Source organism: Streptomyces sp. NPDC002602 (assembly GCF_042889445.1).
Lineage (GTDB): Bacteria > Actinomycetota > Actinomycetes > Streptomycetales > Streptomycetaceae > Streptomyces.
In genome coordinates this window covers 63,143-77,994 of record NZ_JBIAQX010000014.1, presented here as the reverse complement: position 1 = coordinate 77,994, position 14,852 = coordinate 63,143, and the positions used below count along the sequence as shown (strand labels likewise).

10 protein-coding genes and 1 tRNA gene are annotated in these 14,852 nt (G+C 71.0%); 4 read left to right on the top strand and 7 right to left on the bottom strand.

Annotated features, from left to right (window positions below):
* Positions 1–33: 33 nt before the first annotated feature.
* Both ACFYW3_RS29150 and ACFYW3_RS29145 read right to left on the bottom strand, forming a co-directional pair.
* Positions 34–3,441, bottom strand: coding sequence for a HelD family protein (locus tag ACFYW3_RS29150; RefSeq protein ID WP_389387850.1), 3,408 nt, complete (start codon positions 3,439–3,441; stop codon positions 34–36).
* Positions 3,442–3,534: 93 nt separating this feature from the next.
* On the bottom strand, positions 3,535–3,759 hold the full coding sequence (locus ACFYW3_RS29145; protein WP_351750014.1) for a hypothetical protein: 225 nt from the start codon (positions 3,757–3,759) through the stop codon (positions 3,535–3,537).
* Positions 3,760–4,032: 273 nt separating this feature from the next.
* Here ACFYW3_RS29145 and ACFYW3_RS29140 point away from each other — a divergent pair.
* A tRNA-Arg gene (locus tag ACFYW3_RS29140) sits at positions 4,033–4,105 on the top strand.
* 274 nt (positions 4,106–4,379) lie between these two features.
* Here ACFYW3_RS29140 and ACFYW3_RS29135 read toward each other — a convergent pair.
* The 3 genes from ACFYW3_RS29135 to ACFYW3_RS29125 form a co-directional block, all read right to left on the bottom strand.
* On the bottom strand, positions 4,380–4,583 hold the full coding sequence (locus ACFYW3_RS29135; RefSeq protein ID WP_351750015.1) for a hypothetical protein: 204 nt from the start codon (positions 4,581–4,583) through the stop codon (positions 4,380–4,382).
* A 98-nt stretch (positions 4,584–4,681) separates the two neighbouring features.
* A complete protein-coding gene (locus ACFYW3_RS29130; protein ID WP_389387849.1) occupies positions 4,682–6,631 on the bottom strand; it encodes an MFS transporter in 1,950 nt (649 codons plus the stop codon).
* Positions 6,632–6,760: 129 nt separating this feature from the next.
* A complete protein-coding gene (locus tag ACFYW3_RS29125) occupies positions 6,761–9,304 on the bottom strand; it encodes a hypothetical protein (protein WP_389387848.1) in 2,544 nt (847 codons plus the stop codon).
* Positions 9,305–9,490: 186 nt separating this feature from the next.
* On the opposite strand from ACFYW3_RS29125, the gene ACFYW3_RS29120 reads away from it, so the two are divergent.
* From ACFYW3_RS29120 to ACFYW3_RS29110, 3 genes are all read left to right on the top strand, one after another.
* Positions 9,491–10,249, top strand: coding sequence for a GPP34 family phosphoprotein (locus ACFYW3_RS29120; RefSeq protein ID WP_351750018.1), 759 nt, complete (start codon positions 9,491–9,493; stop codon positions 10,247–10,249).
* A 490-nt stretch (positions 10,250–10,739) separates the two neighbouring features.
* Positions 10,740–11,618, top strand: coding sequence for a helix-turn-helix transcriptional regulator (locus tag ACFYW3_RS29115; protein ID WP_351750019.1), 879 nt, complete (start codon positions 10,740–10,742; stop codon positions 11,616–11,618).
* A 207-nt stretch (positions 11,619–11,825) separates the two neighbouring features.
* Positions 11,826–12,038, top strand: a complete 213-nt coding sequence (locus tag ACFYW3_RS29110; protein WP_351377143.1) for a DUF397 domain-containing protein — start codon at positions 11,826–11,828, stop codon at positions 12,036–12,038.
* A 217-nt stretch (positions 12,039–12,255) separates the two neighbouring features.
* On the opposite strand, the gene ACFYW3_RS29105 is transcribed toward ACFYW3_RS29110, so the two are convergent.
* Both ACFYW3_RS29105 and ACFYW3_RS29100 read right to left on the bottom strand, forming a co-directional pair.
* Positions 12,256–13,113: a hypothetical protein gene (locus tag ACFYW3_RS29105; RefSeq protein ID WP_389387847.1), complete on the bottom strand. Its 858-nt coding sequence runs from the start codon at positions 13,111–13,113 to the stop codon at positions 12,256–12,258.
* A gap of 155 nt (positions 13,114–13,268) precedes the next feature.
* On the bottom strand, positions 13,269–14,822 hold the full coding sequence (locus ACFYW3_RS29100; RefSeq protein WP_389387846.1) for an alpha/beta hydrolase: 1,554 nt from the start codon (positions 14,820–14,822) through the stop codon (positions 13,269–13,271).
* Positions 14,823–14,852 lie beyond the last annotated feature (30 nt).

Below are 14,852 nucleotides of genomic sequence, written 5' to 3'. Positions count from 1 at the left end.
ACGGTTGACCGCTTCGGCCACCTGGCCGAGAACTCACCCAGAAGCTTCAAAAACGACGTCTGCGTTCTCGCCACCCCAGCCGGCCGGGGTGTGCCAGATGACATTGACGCGGAAGACGTCACGAATCGTGTCCACGGACCAATCCTCGACGGGCGGTTCGGAGAGAACGAGGTAGAGACCGTCGGCCGGCGCGGGCAGCGTGTGGTTGATCTCGAGCAGGCGGGTCGCGCCCGATCGCAGGTCCGCATAGGTGGAGCAGCCTGCGCCCAGGGCCTCGTAGAGGAAGAGACCGTGCTGGGTGACGCAGCTGACGTCGACGACCGAGGAGTCGGTCGGCTGGAGGTCGGCCCAGAGAAGTGATGCCTTCAGCGCGTGGCGGACCGCCTCGTGCTTCTTGCACGTACGGTCTGCCCCGGCAGCCGCTTCCAGCGCACGAAGGAAGCCGTCCTTCGTGGTCGCAGCCGGTGTTGCGGCGGCGGTGTCCGCGGTGGTCATCTGCGCCTCTTCCTTCTGGTCGGGTTGCGTCGGGGCGACGCGGATCGCGCCGTCGGAGTTCGGCTTCGTCGCCGTGCCGAAGCGCTCTTGGAGCTCTCGCCGTGCTTCGGCGAGGGGCCCTGCCCAGCCGGAGGCGTCCAGCCCCTCCGCGAGCCGACCTGCGTCGAAAGTGCCCTCCTTGAGCGCACGGTTGGTGGACGCGGCAAGGTCTCGAAGAACTCCGAGTCGCTCTCTGTCCGGATCACCGAACAGGTGAAGTACATCGACCCAGTCGGCCTGGTCCCGGCGAAGGATGCGGTTGGCCATGCCCTGGAGTTCGGAGAGGCGGCCACGGGCCTCGGGAACGTCGCCGTCGCGACCGGTCAGCTCTCCCAGCACGTCCAGCGCCGCGAGATAGCGCCCCGCCATCCGTTCCGAGACGGGCGACCGGCCACGCTGATCGGCGGTGAGCACCGTCTGACTCGTGTCGTTCGCGAACACCCAGCAGTCCAGCTCGTCACCCCGGCGCGGGGGAACCGAGCCCTGGCGGACGGTGAGCACGAGCGGCCGACCGATCACCGGAGACAGCGGCCTGACCTTGTACCGACCGCCGGCGACGTGGCCCACGACCTCGACCCGGACATCGCTGCCGATGCGGGGAAGGCTTTCCGCCGCGCCCGCCGCGCCCGCCGGCCGGGCGTCCGGTGCCGCGGGTTCGGTGTCGTCCGCGGAGGCGGTGAGCGCCTCCGGCAGCGGGGCGGTGTGCAGGACGGTCAGACTCTGGGTGCTGCGGGTGAGGGCCACGTACAACTGGCGCAGCCCGGCGGGACCGCGGTCGGCGATCGTGGCGGGCTCGACGACCAGGACGTGGTCGTACTCCATGCCCTTGACCTGAGCTGCGGCCAGCACGGAGACGGCCGCGTGGCTCCGCTCGCCGATGTCGCCGTCCTCGGCGATCCTGCGGCTGATGGCGTCCAGCCAGTCCGAGTCGTCGGGAACGATGACGGCCACGGAGCGCGGGGTGCTGCCATCACTGGTGTCCATGAGCCGGGCCACGTGGGCGACGGTGTCGTCGAGCAGCTTCCACGGCTCGGACGCCACGGTCCGTACGGCGTCCGCTCCCGCCGCCCGGACAGCCTGCGGGTACGGCAGGGCCGGAGCGATCATCTGTGCGAGCGGAGCAACGAACTCCATGATCTCGGCGGGGACGCGGTAGCTGGTGGTGAGCTGAGCCACGCTCCAATCGCCGTGATCCGAGAGGAGTGCGCCGAGCAGGTCCCAGCTCGTCGGGATGTGGGCGCCCGTCGCCTGCGCGAGGTCGCCCAGGACGGTCATGGAGCCGCCCACGGCGCAGCGCCGCCGCAGGGAGCGGGCCTGCATGGGCGTGAGGTCCTGGGCCTCGTCGACGACGATGTGGCCGTATCGCGGTGGGGTGTCGCCGCTGATCAGCACGCGGAGCTCTTCGAGGCAGACGTGGTCGTCGAGGGTCCACGGATCGGCGTCGGCGCTGGCGGCGCGGGCACGCAGCAGGGCTGTCTGCTCGTCCTCGTCGAGGATGCCGTCGGCGCAGTCCCGCAGGAGGTCGGCCGAGTCATAGAGGCTGCGCAGGGCCTCACGGGGTCCGGGGGACGGCCAGACGCGTTCGACGAGGCGCTCGACCCGGCGGTTGCGTTCCAGGTCGCGGCGGATCGTGCCGGCCTGTCCGCGGCGCGGCGCGATGTCGGCGAGTTCCTGGAGGAGCCGGTCGACGAAGAGGCCGCGGAAACGGTCGCGTAGCTCCCGGAAGGGCCCGTCGCCGGCGTGGGCCTGGTCGAGGAGGGCGAGGACCTCGGACTTCGGCACGCGAAGGGTCGTACTGCCGGCGGTGACGACGATCCCGGGCTCGTCACCCTCGAAAGAGGGGTCGACGGTGAGGGCGTCGAGAGCCTCGGGGCGATAGTCGCTCTCGACGCGGCGCCGCAGCACGGCCGCCATGCGTTCGTCCGACTTCACGAGCCGTGCCGTCGGGGAGTCGGTGCCGAGGATCTCGCCCTCCCACAGGCGATCCAGTTGGACGGCGTTGACGTCCCGGGTGCCGAGGGTGGGGAGGACCTGTCCAACGTAGTCGAGGAACCGCTGGTGGGGGCCGATGACGAGGATGTCCGGGGCTTTGAAGTGCTCGTTGTTGACGAGCCAGGTCACCCGGTGGAGACCGACCGCCGACTTGCCGGTACCAGGGCCGCCCTGCACGACGAGGATGTCCGAGGGCGAGCCGGTGACCAGTTCCATCTGGTCACGGCGGATGGTCTCGACGATGTCGCGCATCCGACCGCCGCGCGACCGCTGGAGCTCCCGCAGCAGGAAGTCGTCCGGCTGGACTGCCTTCCGCCGCTGCCGCCGGAGGACATCGCCGGGGGTGGGGGCTGCCGACGTACGCTCCGGGGCGGGGGACGCGTCCACCTCCTCCGCCGCGCTGTCGTCGGCGGCCTGACGGGGCACCGGTACGCCGGCGGGCTCGGGTACGGACAAGGGCACGGGAGCGGGCGTCGCCAGGGAGATCTCGTCGAAGTAGCTCTCGACGATCCGCTGTACGCAGCGGAGCTGCCGACGCAGGACCACCTCGCCCGGGTTCTCGGGCCGGGTCTCGATCCACTTCTTCGCCAGGGGGCTGGTCCACATCAGGACCACCGGCTCGTGCGAGGAGTCGTGCACGCTGCGGCGCCCGATGTACCAGGGACGCGAGTCTCCTCCCGGGTCCTCCGGCGCGTCGACGCGGGAGAAGACCAGGGCTTCGTTGCCGAGTCCTCCGTAAGCCTCTGCACGAGCCTCCGCTTCGGCCCGGTTGGCGATCCCGTCCTTGCCGCTCGCCGAGGCGGTGGCCGCCGAGGTGCCGCTCAGTTCAGCCAGTTTCGTGGTGTAGCAGTCGTACGCGTGGTCCACCGCCCGCTGTTCGCCGGCGAGGATCCCGTCCCGAGTGGTGGTGCTCATGTGCGTCCTCCCTGCGGTGTCGGGGGACACCGCCACGGGCATGCGCCCGTACCCCGCTGAAACAACTATCAGAAAGCAGACGGTGACGAACAGTCAGTGGATCAATTCCCGGACGAGGGCGTCGGCCTCGGTCCGCCAGGCCCGTACCTGGTCGTACGAGGGCCCTAGCTCATACAGGTGGTGGTGACACCCCAGACTCAGCTGGGACCAGAGGGCCTTCGCCCGTCGGGCCGTCTCCGCCGACGCGACAGGGTGCGGGAGGAGCAGCTTGGCGCGCCCCGTGGTGCGGGACAGACCGGGCGTAGCTGCTTCCAGCACCCGGTCGACGTCTCCCTCGTCACGGCTGCGAGCCCATCCACCTGACTGCGCCGCGGCCGGCGCGGTCCCGCCGGCGGAGCTCGCTGCGGGCCCCGGGCCTCACCGCGCCGCCGCAAGATCACATCCCCCCAATCCGCCGGCAGCCTGCAGCCTCTACCCGCTACACTGGCGCCGGTGCACAGCACTGGCTGTGCACCGCGCAAGATCCTGGGACGACGTGTCTGGCATCGCGGGGTTCACCCCGATTTCCTACACGTTTTCCCACAGATCCCCGCCTTCGTAGCTCAGGGGATAGAGCACGGCTCTCCTAAAGCCGGTGTCGCAGGTTCGAATCCTGCCGAGGGCACATCGACGAAGACCCCCGCCGTTCACGGCGGGGGTCTTCGTCGTTTCCGGGGCACGGGGGCAAGTCCAGTGCGAGGTGCGTGAGTCGTCGCGGACGGCGGTGGCTGCGAGCGCTGCGAGGGTGACAGTGAGCGGTCAGGATGACGGGACGGCCACGGTCACGGCGGCGACAGCGACGGCGACAGCGGCGGGAACGGTGGGCGCGAAAGGGAACGGCGGGCGCGAAAGGGCCCTCCCGGTCGGGCCGGGAGGGCCGTGCGATCAACCGACGGGGGTCAGCTCAGGCCTCTGCTGCGTTCGCCGATCCGGTCGCCCTGCGGAGTACCGGCCCGCTTGAGGGCCGCCTTCGTGTGGGCTCCGCCCTTGACCTTGCTGCGGACCGGACCTTCGAAGCCGTGACCCTGCGTGCGCGGCAGCTGTACCTGCTCCGACGTCTTCGCGATCACTGCCTGGACGTCGTGCTTCTGCTCTTTGCTCATCCCGCCGTCAACTCCCTCGGGAAGCACCCAATCGGACTACTCGGATCGTATGCAGATATATCGACCCACGCACCCGGACCGGGGGTAAAAACTCTCGATCATGGCCGGGGAGGATCGGCCGGCGCCCGCGGTCCCAGGACCTCGTCGACCAGTTCCTCCGGGCAGGGCGTTCCCCGCGGGATCTGGTACTTCGCAGCGATCCGGTACTCCCCCGGGGCCGGCACCAGCAGCTCGGTCCATACGTCGCCCACCGCGTCCGGGGCCGCCTTGAACAGGCATCCCGCGGTGTTGGCGAACCGCTTCGGCGCGGTCTTCCCCGCCGCGGAGGGCGCCTTGGAGTCGGCCGTCTCCTGCGGGGGCGCCACAGCCTTGCCCCGGGCGTCCACCAGCCCCAGCCACGGCGAGTGCGGGACGCGCACGGTGACCCGGCCCGCCTGCTTCACGTCGATGACCAGTTGATCGGCGCCGGCGCGCACCACCGTCGCGGGACCGGCCACCAGGTCGGTGGGGGCCTGCACCTTGAAGAGCTGCCAGTTCTCGTCGCCCCAGATCTGGTGGAGGTACGGCAGGCCCCCGCGCACCAGCGTCGCCTCGTCCTTGCCGCCCTCGTCGGGCTTGTCGACGGGCAGCACCACGTAGTGCACGGCCCAGCGGCCCAGCCAGGCCCGGTAGCTCTCGGCGGTGAGCGTGTCGTCGTAGAAGAGCGGGTTGCGCTCCAGGTCCGCCTGCCGGTTCCAGCCGCGCGCCAGGTTGACGTACGCGGGGAAGGCGGAGGACTCGCGGTGGCTGCTCGCGGGCACCACCTCGACCCGGCCGCGGTCGGCGCCGGCCTTCTGGAGCCGGTCGACGAGGGGCGCCAGCTCCCGGTTCCAGGAGGCCAGTGGCGTGGTGCGGATGATGTCGGTGACGCTGTTGGTGGTGATCCAGACGTTCAGCCCGACGAAGGCGAGGACGAGCGCGTACCAGCGGCGCGTGCGCGGGACCTCGTACGGCAGGGCCGCGAGCAGCACCGCCCCGCCGAACAGCATGACGAGCCGGGTGACGTTCGACCCCACCTGGGAGTCGATCAGCCAGGTCAGGGCCACCCCGAGCGCGTACACGGCGGCGGCGATCCGGACCGTCTTCCACCGCTTCGGTACGAGGAAGACGATGACCAGGCCGAACACGAACGGCAGCCAGGCTGATCCCAGCCTCATCGGCTGCGTTCCCGAGAAGGGGAACAGCCAGGCCGACAGCCCGACCACGGCCACCGGGGGCAGCCCCAGGGTGTACGCGCCCGGTCGTCGCCCGCTCAGGAACAGCGCGGCCGCGATCACCCCGAGGAACAGCCCTGCGACCGGGCTGGCGGCGGTGGCGAGTCCGGCGAGCGGGGCCGCGACGGCGGCCTTGGCCCAGCGCCGCTCGGCCCAGCCGCGCGGCCAGCAGAAGACGGCGGCGACCGCGCCGAGGGCGAGCATCGCGCCGAGCCCGAAGGTCACCCGGCCGGACAGCGCGTTGCACAGCAGCCCGTAGACCCCGGCGAGGGCCGGCCACAGCGGCTGCCGGACAGCGCCCCGGCAGCGCGTGAGGATCAGCGCGAGGAGCCCCGCCGACACCGTCCCGGCGATCATCATCGTGGTCCGGACGCCGAGCATGTGCATGAGGTACGGGGACACCACGCTGTACGAGACCGGGTGCATCCCGCCGTACCAGGCGAGGTTGTACGCCGTGTCGGGGTGCCGGCCCACGAACTCGGCCCAGGCGTCCTGCGCGGCCAGGTCACCGCCGCTGTTCGCGAAGGTGAAGAGCCAGACGACGTGCAGGACGGCCGCAACGGCGGTGGTGACGACCACGGGGTGCCCCTGCGCCCACCGGAGCGCGAGGCGCGCCGTGCCCGGCGGGCCGCCCGAGCCGGAACGAGAACCGGGACGGAGACCGGAGTCGGATCCGGGGTCGGATCCGGGGTCGGAACCGGCTGCGGGCGGGAAGGTTTCGGCATCGGCCGTGCCGGAGCCCGCGGTCCGCCCGCGCTGCTCCCGCTCCTGCCCGTACTGCTCAGCGGTGGTCACTACCGACGCTCTCTCCCCGACACCTGCGCGAGTACCGCACTCGCATCCAAGACGTGTTCAGGCGCCCCGGGGTTGCCCAGGGCGCCTGAACGAACCCGTCCCCGGCGGATCGATCCCGCCCGGGGCGGCTCAGCCGACGCGGGTCAGCTTGCTGCCCGTGCTCGGGCTGACGAGGTCCTGCTTCAGCGCCACGGGCACCTTCACCTGGCTGGCACCCTCGCCGATGGTCAGGACGCCGATCTCCGTGCCGGCCTTGGCGGTCTGCGGCAGCGGGCCGCCGCCCTCACCCAGCTTGACGTTGACCTTGAGCGACGGCCAGCCGACCGCCTCCACGTCGGCGGTGGCCACGACCGGGGTCCTGCCCCCGAGCCCGTCGTCGACGTACCCGACGACCTGGCCCTTCTTCACGACCTTCGCGCCGGTCAGCGTCTTCTGCGTGGCCAGCATGACGCTCTTGCTCGCCGCGATGGCGGTGTCGAGGATGGGCACGCCGTGCTGGCCGAGGACCGCGCCGACGATCAGCTGGTTCGTCTTGCCGACCTGCTTCTGGGCGGCGAAGAGCAGGTTGCCGCCGGCCTTGGTGGTGGAGCCGGTCTTGATCCCGAGCGAGTCGTTGAAGGGGATCAGGTCGTTGTAGTTGCGCCACGACTTGCCGGACGGGTCGGTCCACCGCGGCAGCTTGGTGATCGCGATCAGCTCGGGCATTTCGACGACCTTGAGACCCAGCTTGACCTGGTCCTCGGCGGTGCTGACCGTGGTCGCGTCCAGACCCGAGGGGTCCGTGTACGTCGTGTTGGTCATGCCGAGTTCCTTGGCGGTGTCGTTCATCTTCTTGACGAACGCCTCCTGGTCACCGCCGGAGTCCCAGCGCGCGAGCAGTCGCGCGATGTTGTTGGCGGAGGGGATCATGATCGCGGCGAGGGCGTCGTACTCCGAGATCTGGTCACCCTCCTTGAGGGTGTTGACGGTGGACTCCCCCTCGGAGTCCTTCCTGCCGTCGTCCACGGCCGTCTTGTCGACCGGGATCATCTGACCCTTCTCACCCTTCTTCATCGGGTGGTCCTTGAGGATCACGTACGCCGTCATGGTCTTGGCGACGCTGCCGATGGCGATCGGCTTCTGCTCGCCGAAGGTGCCCACGGTGCCGAGGCCGGCGGCGGCCATGTAGCCCTGGCCCTCCTTCGGCCACGGCAGGACCGGAGCGGATCCGTCGAAGGTGAACGAACTCTGCGCCGTCATCTTGAGCTGCGGCTCGGGCAGCGGTCGCACCAGCTGCACCACGGCGAGGATGATCACCAGCAGCGCGACGAGCGGGGCGTAGATCTTGAACCGCCGCGCGAACGTGCGCAGGGGGCTCGGCGGCGGGGGCGGGTTGTTCGTGAGGTCCGCGAGCATGTCGAGCGGCGGCTTGGGCGGCAGCGGCTGCTGCGTGGTCCGCTCGCTGTCCTGCCGGGGCCCGGCGGGTGCGGCGGGCCCGGCGGGTGCGGCGGGGGCGGTCGCCTGCTTCGGCGCGGGGCCCGGCGCGGCGGGGGCCGGCTTCGGCTCGGCGGGCGCTGCGGGCCGGACGTCGTCGCCCCGCAGCGGCACGAAGGTGCTGGCGCGCTCCCCGCCGGCGGTGCTCGGCGGTGCGGGCCGGTCGGCCTGCGGGGGCTTCACGGCCCGGAACACGGCGGTGCGCTCGCTGTCCTCGCCCGGCTTCGCGGACGCGGGCCGGTCGGCCTGCGCGGGCTTGGACGCCGAAGGGGCACTGGGGGCCGTACCGGGCTTCACGGCCCGGAACACGGCCGTACGCTCGCTGTCCTCGCCCGGCTTCGCCGCCGAACCGGAACCAGAACGTGGGTCAACGGCCGCACTCCGCCCGGGGGCAGAACCGGAATCCGAACCGGAGCCCGGCTTCGGCTCCGGTTCGGGCCTCGACTCGGGCTTCGACTTCGACTCCGACTCCGACTTCGACTCGGACTTCGACTTCGACTCCGGCTCGGGCTTCGGCTGTGGCTTCGACACCTCGCGGGCATCGTTCCTGAACGCCCGGAACACGGCGGTGCGTTCGCTGTCGGCGGGCCCCTCAGCCTCGGTCGGCTTCTCGGCGGACGCGCCCGAAGCGGGCTTCACGACCCCGAAAGCGGTCGTCCGCTGTTCCGCGGCGGCGGGCTTGTCGGCGGCCACCGAACCCCGCGCGGCCCCACCAGAACCAGAACCAGAATCAGAAGCGGAACCAGAAGCGGAACCAGACTCAGAGCCAGAACCAGAGGCAGTGCCGGAAGCGGAATTCGCTGCGGCATCGGCGGAACCGGCCGCGGCGGTCGAGTCCACCCGACCGGGGGACGCCTTCGGCTCCGGAGCGGCCTCGACCGCCTCGACCTCGGCCTCGGCCTCGGCACCGGCACCGGCCTCGGCACCGGGACGCGCATCCCCGCTGCCCTCGCCCTCGCCGCCGGAGCCCGCGCCACCGCCGGCCTCGCCGGCCTCGCCCTCCGCCGCCCGCTCCGCGTCCGCCGAAGCGGACGCGACCCAGGCCGCGACGGCCACCTTCAGAGGGTCCCTGTCGCCGGTCTCGGGCTCGCGCGGTCGCAGGACCGAGAGCCTCGGGTCCCGTTCCGCGGAGGACGCGGCGGTGTCCGCCGCCCCCGACGCACCTTCATCTACCGACTTGTCGGGGGACTCGCCCGCCACCAGTTCCTCCTCGATCGACGTTCGGCCGCTGTCCGAACCGTCTAACAGTGTCCCGTCTCGGGGGCATCGCCCACCCGCTAGACGAGAACGACATAGCTGCAGGTTCCCCCATAAAGCGACCAGGCGCTCTCGACAGATGAATGTGAGAGGCGTCACCCTGTCACTCATCCACGCGGGGAGGCATGGATGGGCAGGAGCCGCAGAACAATTCCGGAGGAGCTTCTGTTGCTCGCCTTGGACCCGACCACGGGAACCACGGCGCAGCCGCAGTCGCTCGACCTCGGCCTGGCCGGGGCACAGCTAGTGGAGCTGGCTCTGGCAGGACGGATAGCCCCTGACGGGGATCGTATCGCCGTGGTGATGCCACGGCCGACAGGAGATCCGACTCTGGACTCCGCACTGGAACTGCTGCGCAGGCGCGGCAGCCCGGTTCGGGCCGTCCACTGGATCGGCGGACCCCGACTGGGGCTCCGTCAGATTTACCTCGCTCATCTGGAGCGTTGCGGCATGGTCCATGCCGTCGCGGGACAGATGTGCGGGGTGTTGCCGACGACTCGCTACCAGGCGACCGACACGGCGATCAGCCGGGAGATCCGTGCCCGGCTCGACAGTGCGATCCGCACCGGTGTACCGCCGGACCCGCGGACCGCGGCGCTCGCCGCACTGGCCCACGCGGTCGGACTCGGCAAGCACCTGTACCCCGGCAACGAGGGGCGGTCGTCCAGGTCCCGGTTGCGGGACCTGATCCGGCACGACCCCATGGGCGGTCTGGTGGCACATGCCGTCATGGACGTCCAGAACGGGGTGGCGGCACAGCCACGTCGTGACCGCGCGCCGGCGCCGGCATCCGCCGCGCGGGCTTCGGCCACCTCCGCGACCGGTGCGGGCGGTGTCCCGATGCAGCCGCGCAGGACGGGTGCGATGGCCCGTGTGGCCGCGCATTGACCGCCGGGTGACGAGCAGGACCGGCAGGACCCGCAGGACCGGCAGGACCCGCAGGACCGGCACAACTGGCACCACCGGCAGGACCAGCACCACTCGCACCACCGGCACCACCCGTGGGACCCGCGACACCCCTTGATCCGCCCGCGGCCCACAGGCGCACCGCTCGACAGAACGCCATCACCGGAACCGGCCGTCCCCCAAAGACCCGGTTCGGGAAACCGCCGGCGCGCGGGGTGGCGGGACCGGCCCACCCGGTCCCGCCACCCCGCGCGTCTGTCTTTCCCGCACTTTCCCTCACTTTGCCGCGCTTTCCCTCGCTTTCCCGCGTCTTCCCTCGCTGTCCCGCGCGTCCGACCTTCCCGCGCGTCCGTCTTTCCCGCCCGTTCCCCAGCGCCACCAGGCCCTTCGGTGGCAGTCTGCTGAGCATCAGGCACGCAGAGAGACAGAGACAGAACCAGAACGAGAAGAAGAAAGCGGAGGTGCCGTCCCCGTGGCGTCCAATGTCAATCCCACCGTCCGACGCCGCCGACTGGGCATGGAGTTGCGCAAGTTGCGCGAGGACAAGGGCATGACGGCCGAGCAGGTGGCCGAGCGCCTCCTCGTCTCCCAGTCGAAGATCAGCCGACTGGAGAACGGTCGGCGCTCGATCAGTCAGCGCGATGTCCGCGACCTGTGCGACGTGTACGAGGTCGAGGACCGCCGACTCGTCGACTCCCTGATGCAGATGGCCAAGGACTCGCGCCAGCAGGGCTGGTGGCACGCCTTCGGCGACATCCCGTACAGCGTCTACATCGGCCTGGAGACGGACGCCGCCAGCCTGCGCACGTACGAGCCCCAGATGGTCCCGGGACTGCTCCAGACCCCGGACTACGCCCAGGCCCTGATCCGCGGCGCGCTGCCCGAGACCGCGCCGCAGGACGTGGAGAAGCGCGTCCAGGTCCGGATGCACCGCCAGAAGCGGCTGTCCGAGACGGAGAACAACAATCCGGACGTCGGCCCGCTCCGTCTGTGGGCCGTCATCGACGAGGCCGCGCTGCGCCGGCACGTGGGCGACGCGCAGTTGATGATCCGACAGCTGGAGTACTTGATAGAGCGTTCGGAGGAGCCGTACATCACCGTGCAGGTGATGCCGTTCTCGATGGGGGCGCACCCCGGGGTGAACGGCCAGTACGCGATTCTCGAATTCCCCGACGCCTCGGACTCGACGGTCGTCTACATCGAGGGCGTCACGAGCGATTTGTACCTGGAGAAGGCCAACGACGTTCAGAAGTACAGCGTGATGTACGAGCACCTTCGCGCCCAGGCCCTCAATGTCGAACAGACCCGGCAGTTCATCTCGGAGATCATCGAGCACTACGCCGGCAAGTAGCGACAAATGGGGAGGAATCAGTCCTGATGACAAGGGGGGCCGTACGGTACACCGTCGCTCCCCGGCCACATAAGACCTGACCTGAATATGCCACTCGGTCGAGTGAACGGCCCCTTCAGCCGTCGGAAGGTGCGGGTAGCGTCGATCACGTCAGCCGGGGAATTGGCTGACACGCCATCGGAACCACTCGCCGAACCGGAGAAAAACATGGCTATTCGTCAGGGCGCCACGGAAAACTGGACCAAGTCCTCTTACTCCGGAGGAAACGGCGCCTGCGTCGAGGTCAAGTCCCCCGTGATGGAATCCATTGCCGTTCGTGACTCGAAGGTGCAGGACGGACCGTCGCTCACCTTCGCGCCGGGTTCCTGGAACTCGTTCGTCGCGGATGTCGTCGAGGGTCGGCCGGGGCGCCTCGTCTGAACGTCGAGGCGACCTTCCCGACGACCCTTACCGCCGCGTCGCCGGCACCACCCGCGTCGCCGGCACCACTGGCACCACCAGCTTCACCGGCAAGACCTGCACCACCAGCTCCATCAGCATCACTCGCACCATCGGCATCACCCGCACCACCCATCGGAGCCCTCTCGACCGGCCCGCCGTCTTGGCCGAGGGGGCTCCGTCGTGTCCGCGCCCCGGGTCAGCGCAGCTGATCCACGTACCGGTCGGTGCCCGGCACCGTGGGGATGAACGGCGCGACCAACTCCACCCGCCCCAGTCCCGCCTCCGCGACCTCGGTCTCCCAGCCCCGGAACCGGTCCCAGCAGGTCCGCGGGTCGGCCTCCAGGAACCACAGCAGCGTCAGCCGGGTATCGACCCCCTCGACCTGCTTGACGTACGTCATCCGGTCGCCGGGCAGCGGTGTCGGCCGGAAGACCGTCACCATCGCCGCGGGCCCTCCCGCCAGCCGCTTCGGCAGGGCCCGCGAGCGCAGCCACTCCAACAGCTCCGCCCGCTGTTCGGGTCCGTCGGTGTCGACGACCTGGAGGACCAGGCCGGCGTACGGATGGTCGAGGGCGTGGAAGTCCCGGGGGCCGGCGGCGCCGTCCCGGTAGACCGTGGCCGCGTGGTCCTGGAAGGCCGTGAAGACGTGGGTGCGGTCCTGGTAGACCCGTCCGTCGCGGTTGAGGCGCTTGTTGATGCCGACGGTCCACTTCATGTGCTCGTCGTAGCGGCCCCGGGTGACCCAGTACGTGGAGAGGTAGCAGCCGGCGCCGACGGGCTGCGCCACCGCCGACTTCTCCGGGTAGCGCAGCTCCTGGAGGTCCCGTGTGGCCACCCAGCGGCGTCCTGCGTACATCCAGGGCATGGCCATGGCGCCCGCGTAGTAGTGGTCGTCCTCGTACCAGCGGTTGTACGCGTACTCGTGTCCCGGGTGCGGTTCCACCATGGTGATCAGCGCGTGGCCGGGGCGGACCCCGTAGGGGCCGACGGCGGCGAGCGCGGCGTAGTCGTCGACACGGGTGTCCGGTGCGTGCTCCTGCTCTTCTGCGGTCATGACACCGGTCTATCTGATGCCGCGTCAGTTGTGGAGGGGTCGGACGCCCCCACCCCTGAACCGGACGCGGTACAGCGCCGTGTTCGCCGCCGCGTTCAGCGCCGTGTTCGCCGCCGCGTTCAGCGCCGCGTTCAGCATCCTGTTCGCCGCCGCGTTCACCGCCCCCGGTTCAGGCGTGGAGGGCCCTGGTCCGGCCCGGCGGGGCAGGACCGCGTTCCCGAGGGAAGCCGGCCGTCGACCAGGAAGTGGTTCGCGTACTCGCGTACGCACGGGGATTCCGCGTACCCGGTGTGCCCGTCGCCCTTGAAGTCGAGGATCACCGCCGAGCCCAGCCGCCGGGCCGTCTCCTCGGTCCACTCGTACGGGGTCGCCGGGTCGCCGCGCGTGCCGACGAGCAGCATGCGCGGGGCCCCGGGGTCGTCGATCTTCCGGATGAAGTCCGTGCCGGGCGGGCGGCCGTAGCAGGACAGCACGGTCAGCAGCTGGTTCGGCCCGAAGATCCGCGATGCCGCGAGGAACTCGTCCCGCAGGCCCTCGACCTCCTTGCGGACCGCCGCCGGGGTGGCCGTGTCGTCGCCCCGGTCCGGGTCGTCGGCGCAGTTGACGGCGGTCTGCGCGGCCGGCCCGTTGTCGGCGGGCACCTTCACCTGGTCCTGGTCCTGGCCCTCGTCCTGATCCTGCGGCGGCGGCTCCATCGGGCCGCCCAACTGGAGCAGGCCGATCGGGTCACCGCGCTCGACCTCCTTCAGGCCGTCCGCGAGCGCGGGCCACAGTTTGCGCGAGTACAGGGCCGTGCCGACGGACGCGACCACGTCCTGCCCCGTGAAGTGCGAACCGTCCTGTCCGACCAGCGGCTCCTTGTCGAGCCGGGCCACGAGCGCGTCCACCCTCCGCTTGGCGGTACGGGTGTTCGTGCCGTACACGCAGTCGCTCTGGCGGGTGCACCAGCCGAGGAAGTGGTCGAGGGCGCGCTGCTGCCCGCGCGCCGACATCAGGGCCTGCTCGGCGAGCGGCTCGGTGAGGGTGTCGACCCCGTCGAGGACCATGCGGCCGGTCGTGCGGGGGAACTGCGCGGCGTACACGGCGCCGAGCCGGGTGCCGTAGGAGAAGCCCAGGTAGTCGAGCTTCTCCGCGCCGAGGGCCCGGCGGATGAGGTCCATGTCGCGGGAGACGTTCACGGTACCGATGTACGGGAGCACCGGGCCGGAGTGCAGCGCGCACCGCCGGGCCACGGCCCGCAGGGCGGCGAGCCGTCCGGCGGCGTCGTGCGGGGCGATGGCGGGGTCCGTCTCCTGTGAGCCGCCGCAGGAGACGGGCTCGCTGTGCCCGACGCCCCGGGGATCGAAGGTGACGAGGTCGCGGTGCTTGCCGAGGTCGGCGAAGAGGGTGGGGTCGGCGGCGAGGGAGGCGATGCCGGGGCCTCCGGGGCCGCCGAAGTTCAGCAGGACCGGCCCGCGGGACGCGCCCTGCGTCGCGGGTATCCGGGCCACCGCCAGGGTGACCGTGCCCTTCGCCGGGGCGGCGTGGTCCAGCGGCACGTCCAGCGTCCCGCACCGCATGCCGTCGGGTATCGGCCGTTCGGGGCAGTCGCCCCAGCGGACGCGGGGCGGCGCGGGCCCGTCGGTGGCCGGCGGGGCGGCACCCGACGACACCAGCACGAGCCCACAGGCCGCGACGGCGGCACGGAACCAGCTACGGGTACGGCGCACGAGCCCTCCTCGGGCAACCCCCCGGACCCT

Excerpts from the sequence above, each read along its gene's own strand:
- ACFYW3_RS29110 (WP_351377143.1), top strand. The coding sequence starts at position 11,826 with ATGGCTATTCGTCAGGGCGCCACGGAAAACTGGACCAAGTCCTCTTAC.
- ACFYW3_RS29105 (WP_389387847.1), bottom strand. The coding sequence starts at position 13,113 with ATGACCGCAGAAGAGCAGGAGCACGCACCGGACACCCGTGTCGACGAC.
- ACFYW3_RS29120 (WP_351750018.1), top strand. The coding sequence starts at position 9,491 with ATGGGCAGGAGCCGCAGAACAATTCCGGAGGAGCTTCTGTTGCTCGCC.
- ACFYW3_RS29135 (WP_351750015.1), bottom strand. The coding sequence starts at position 4,583 with ATGAGCAAAGAGCAGAAGCACGACGTCCAGGCAGTGATCGCGAAGACG.
- ACFYW3_RS29150 (WP_389387850.1), bottom strand. The coding sequence starts at position 3,441 with ATGAGCACCACCACTCGGGACGGGATCCTCGCCGGCGAACAGCGGGCG.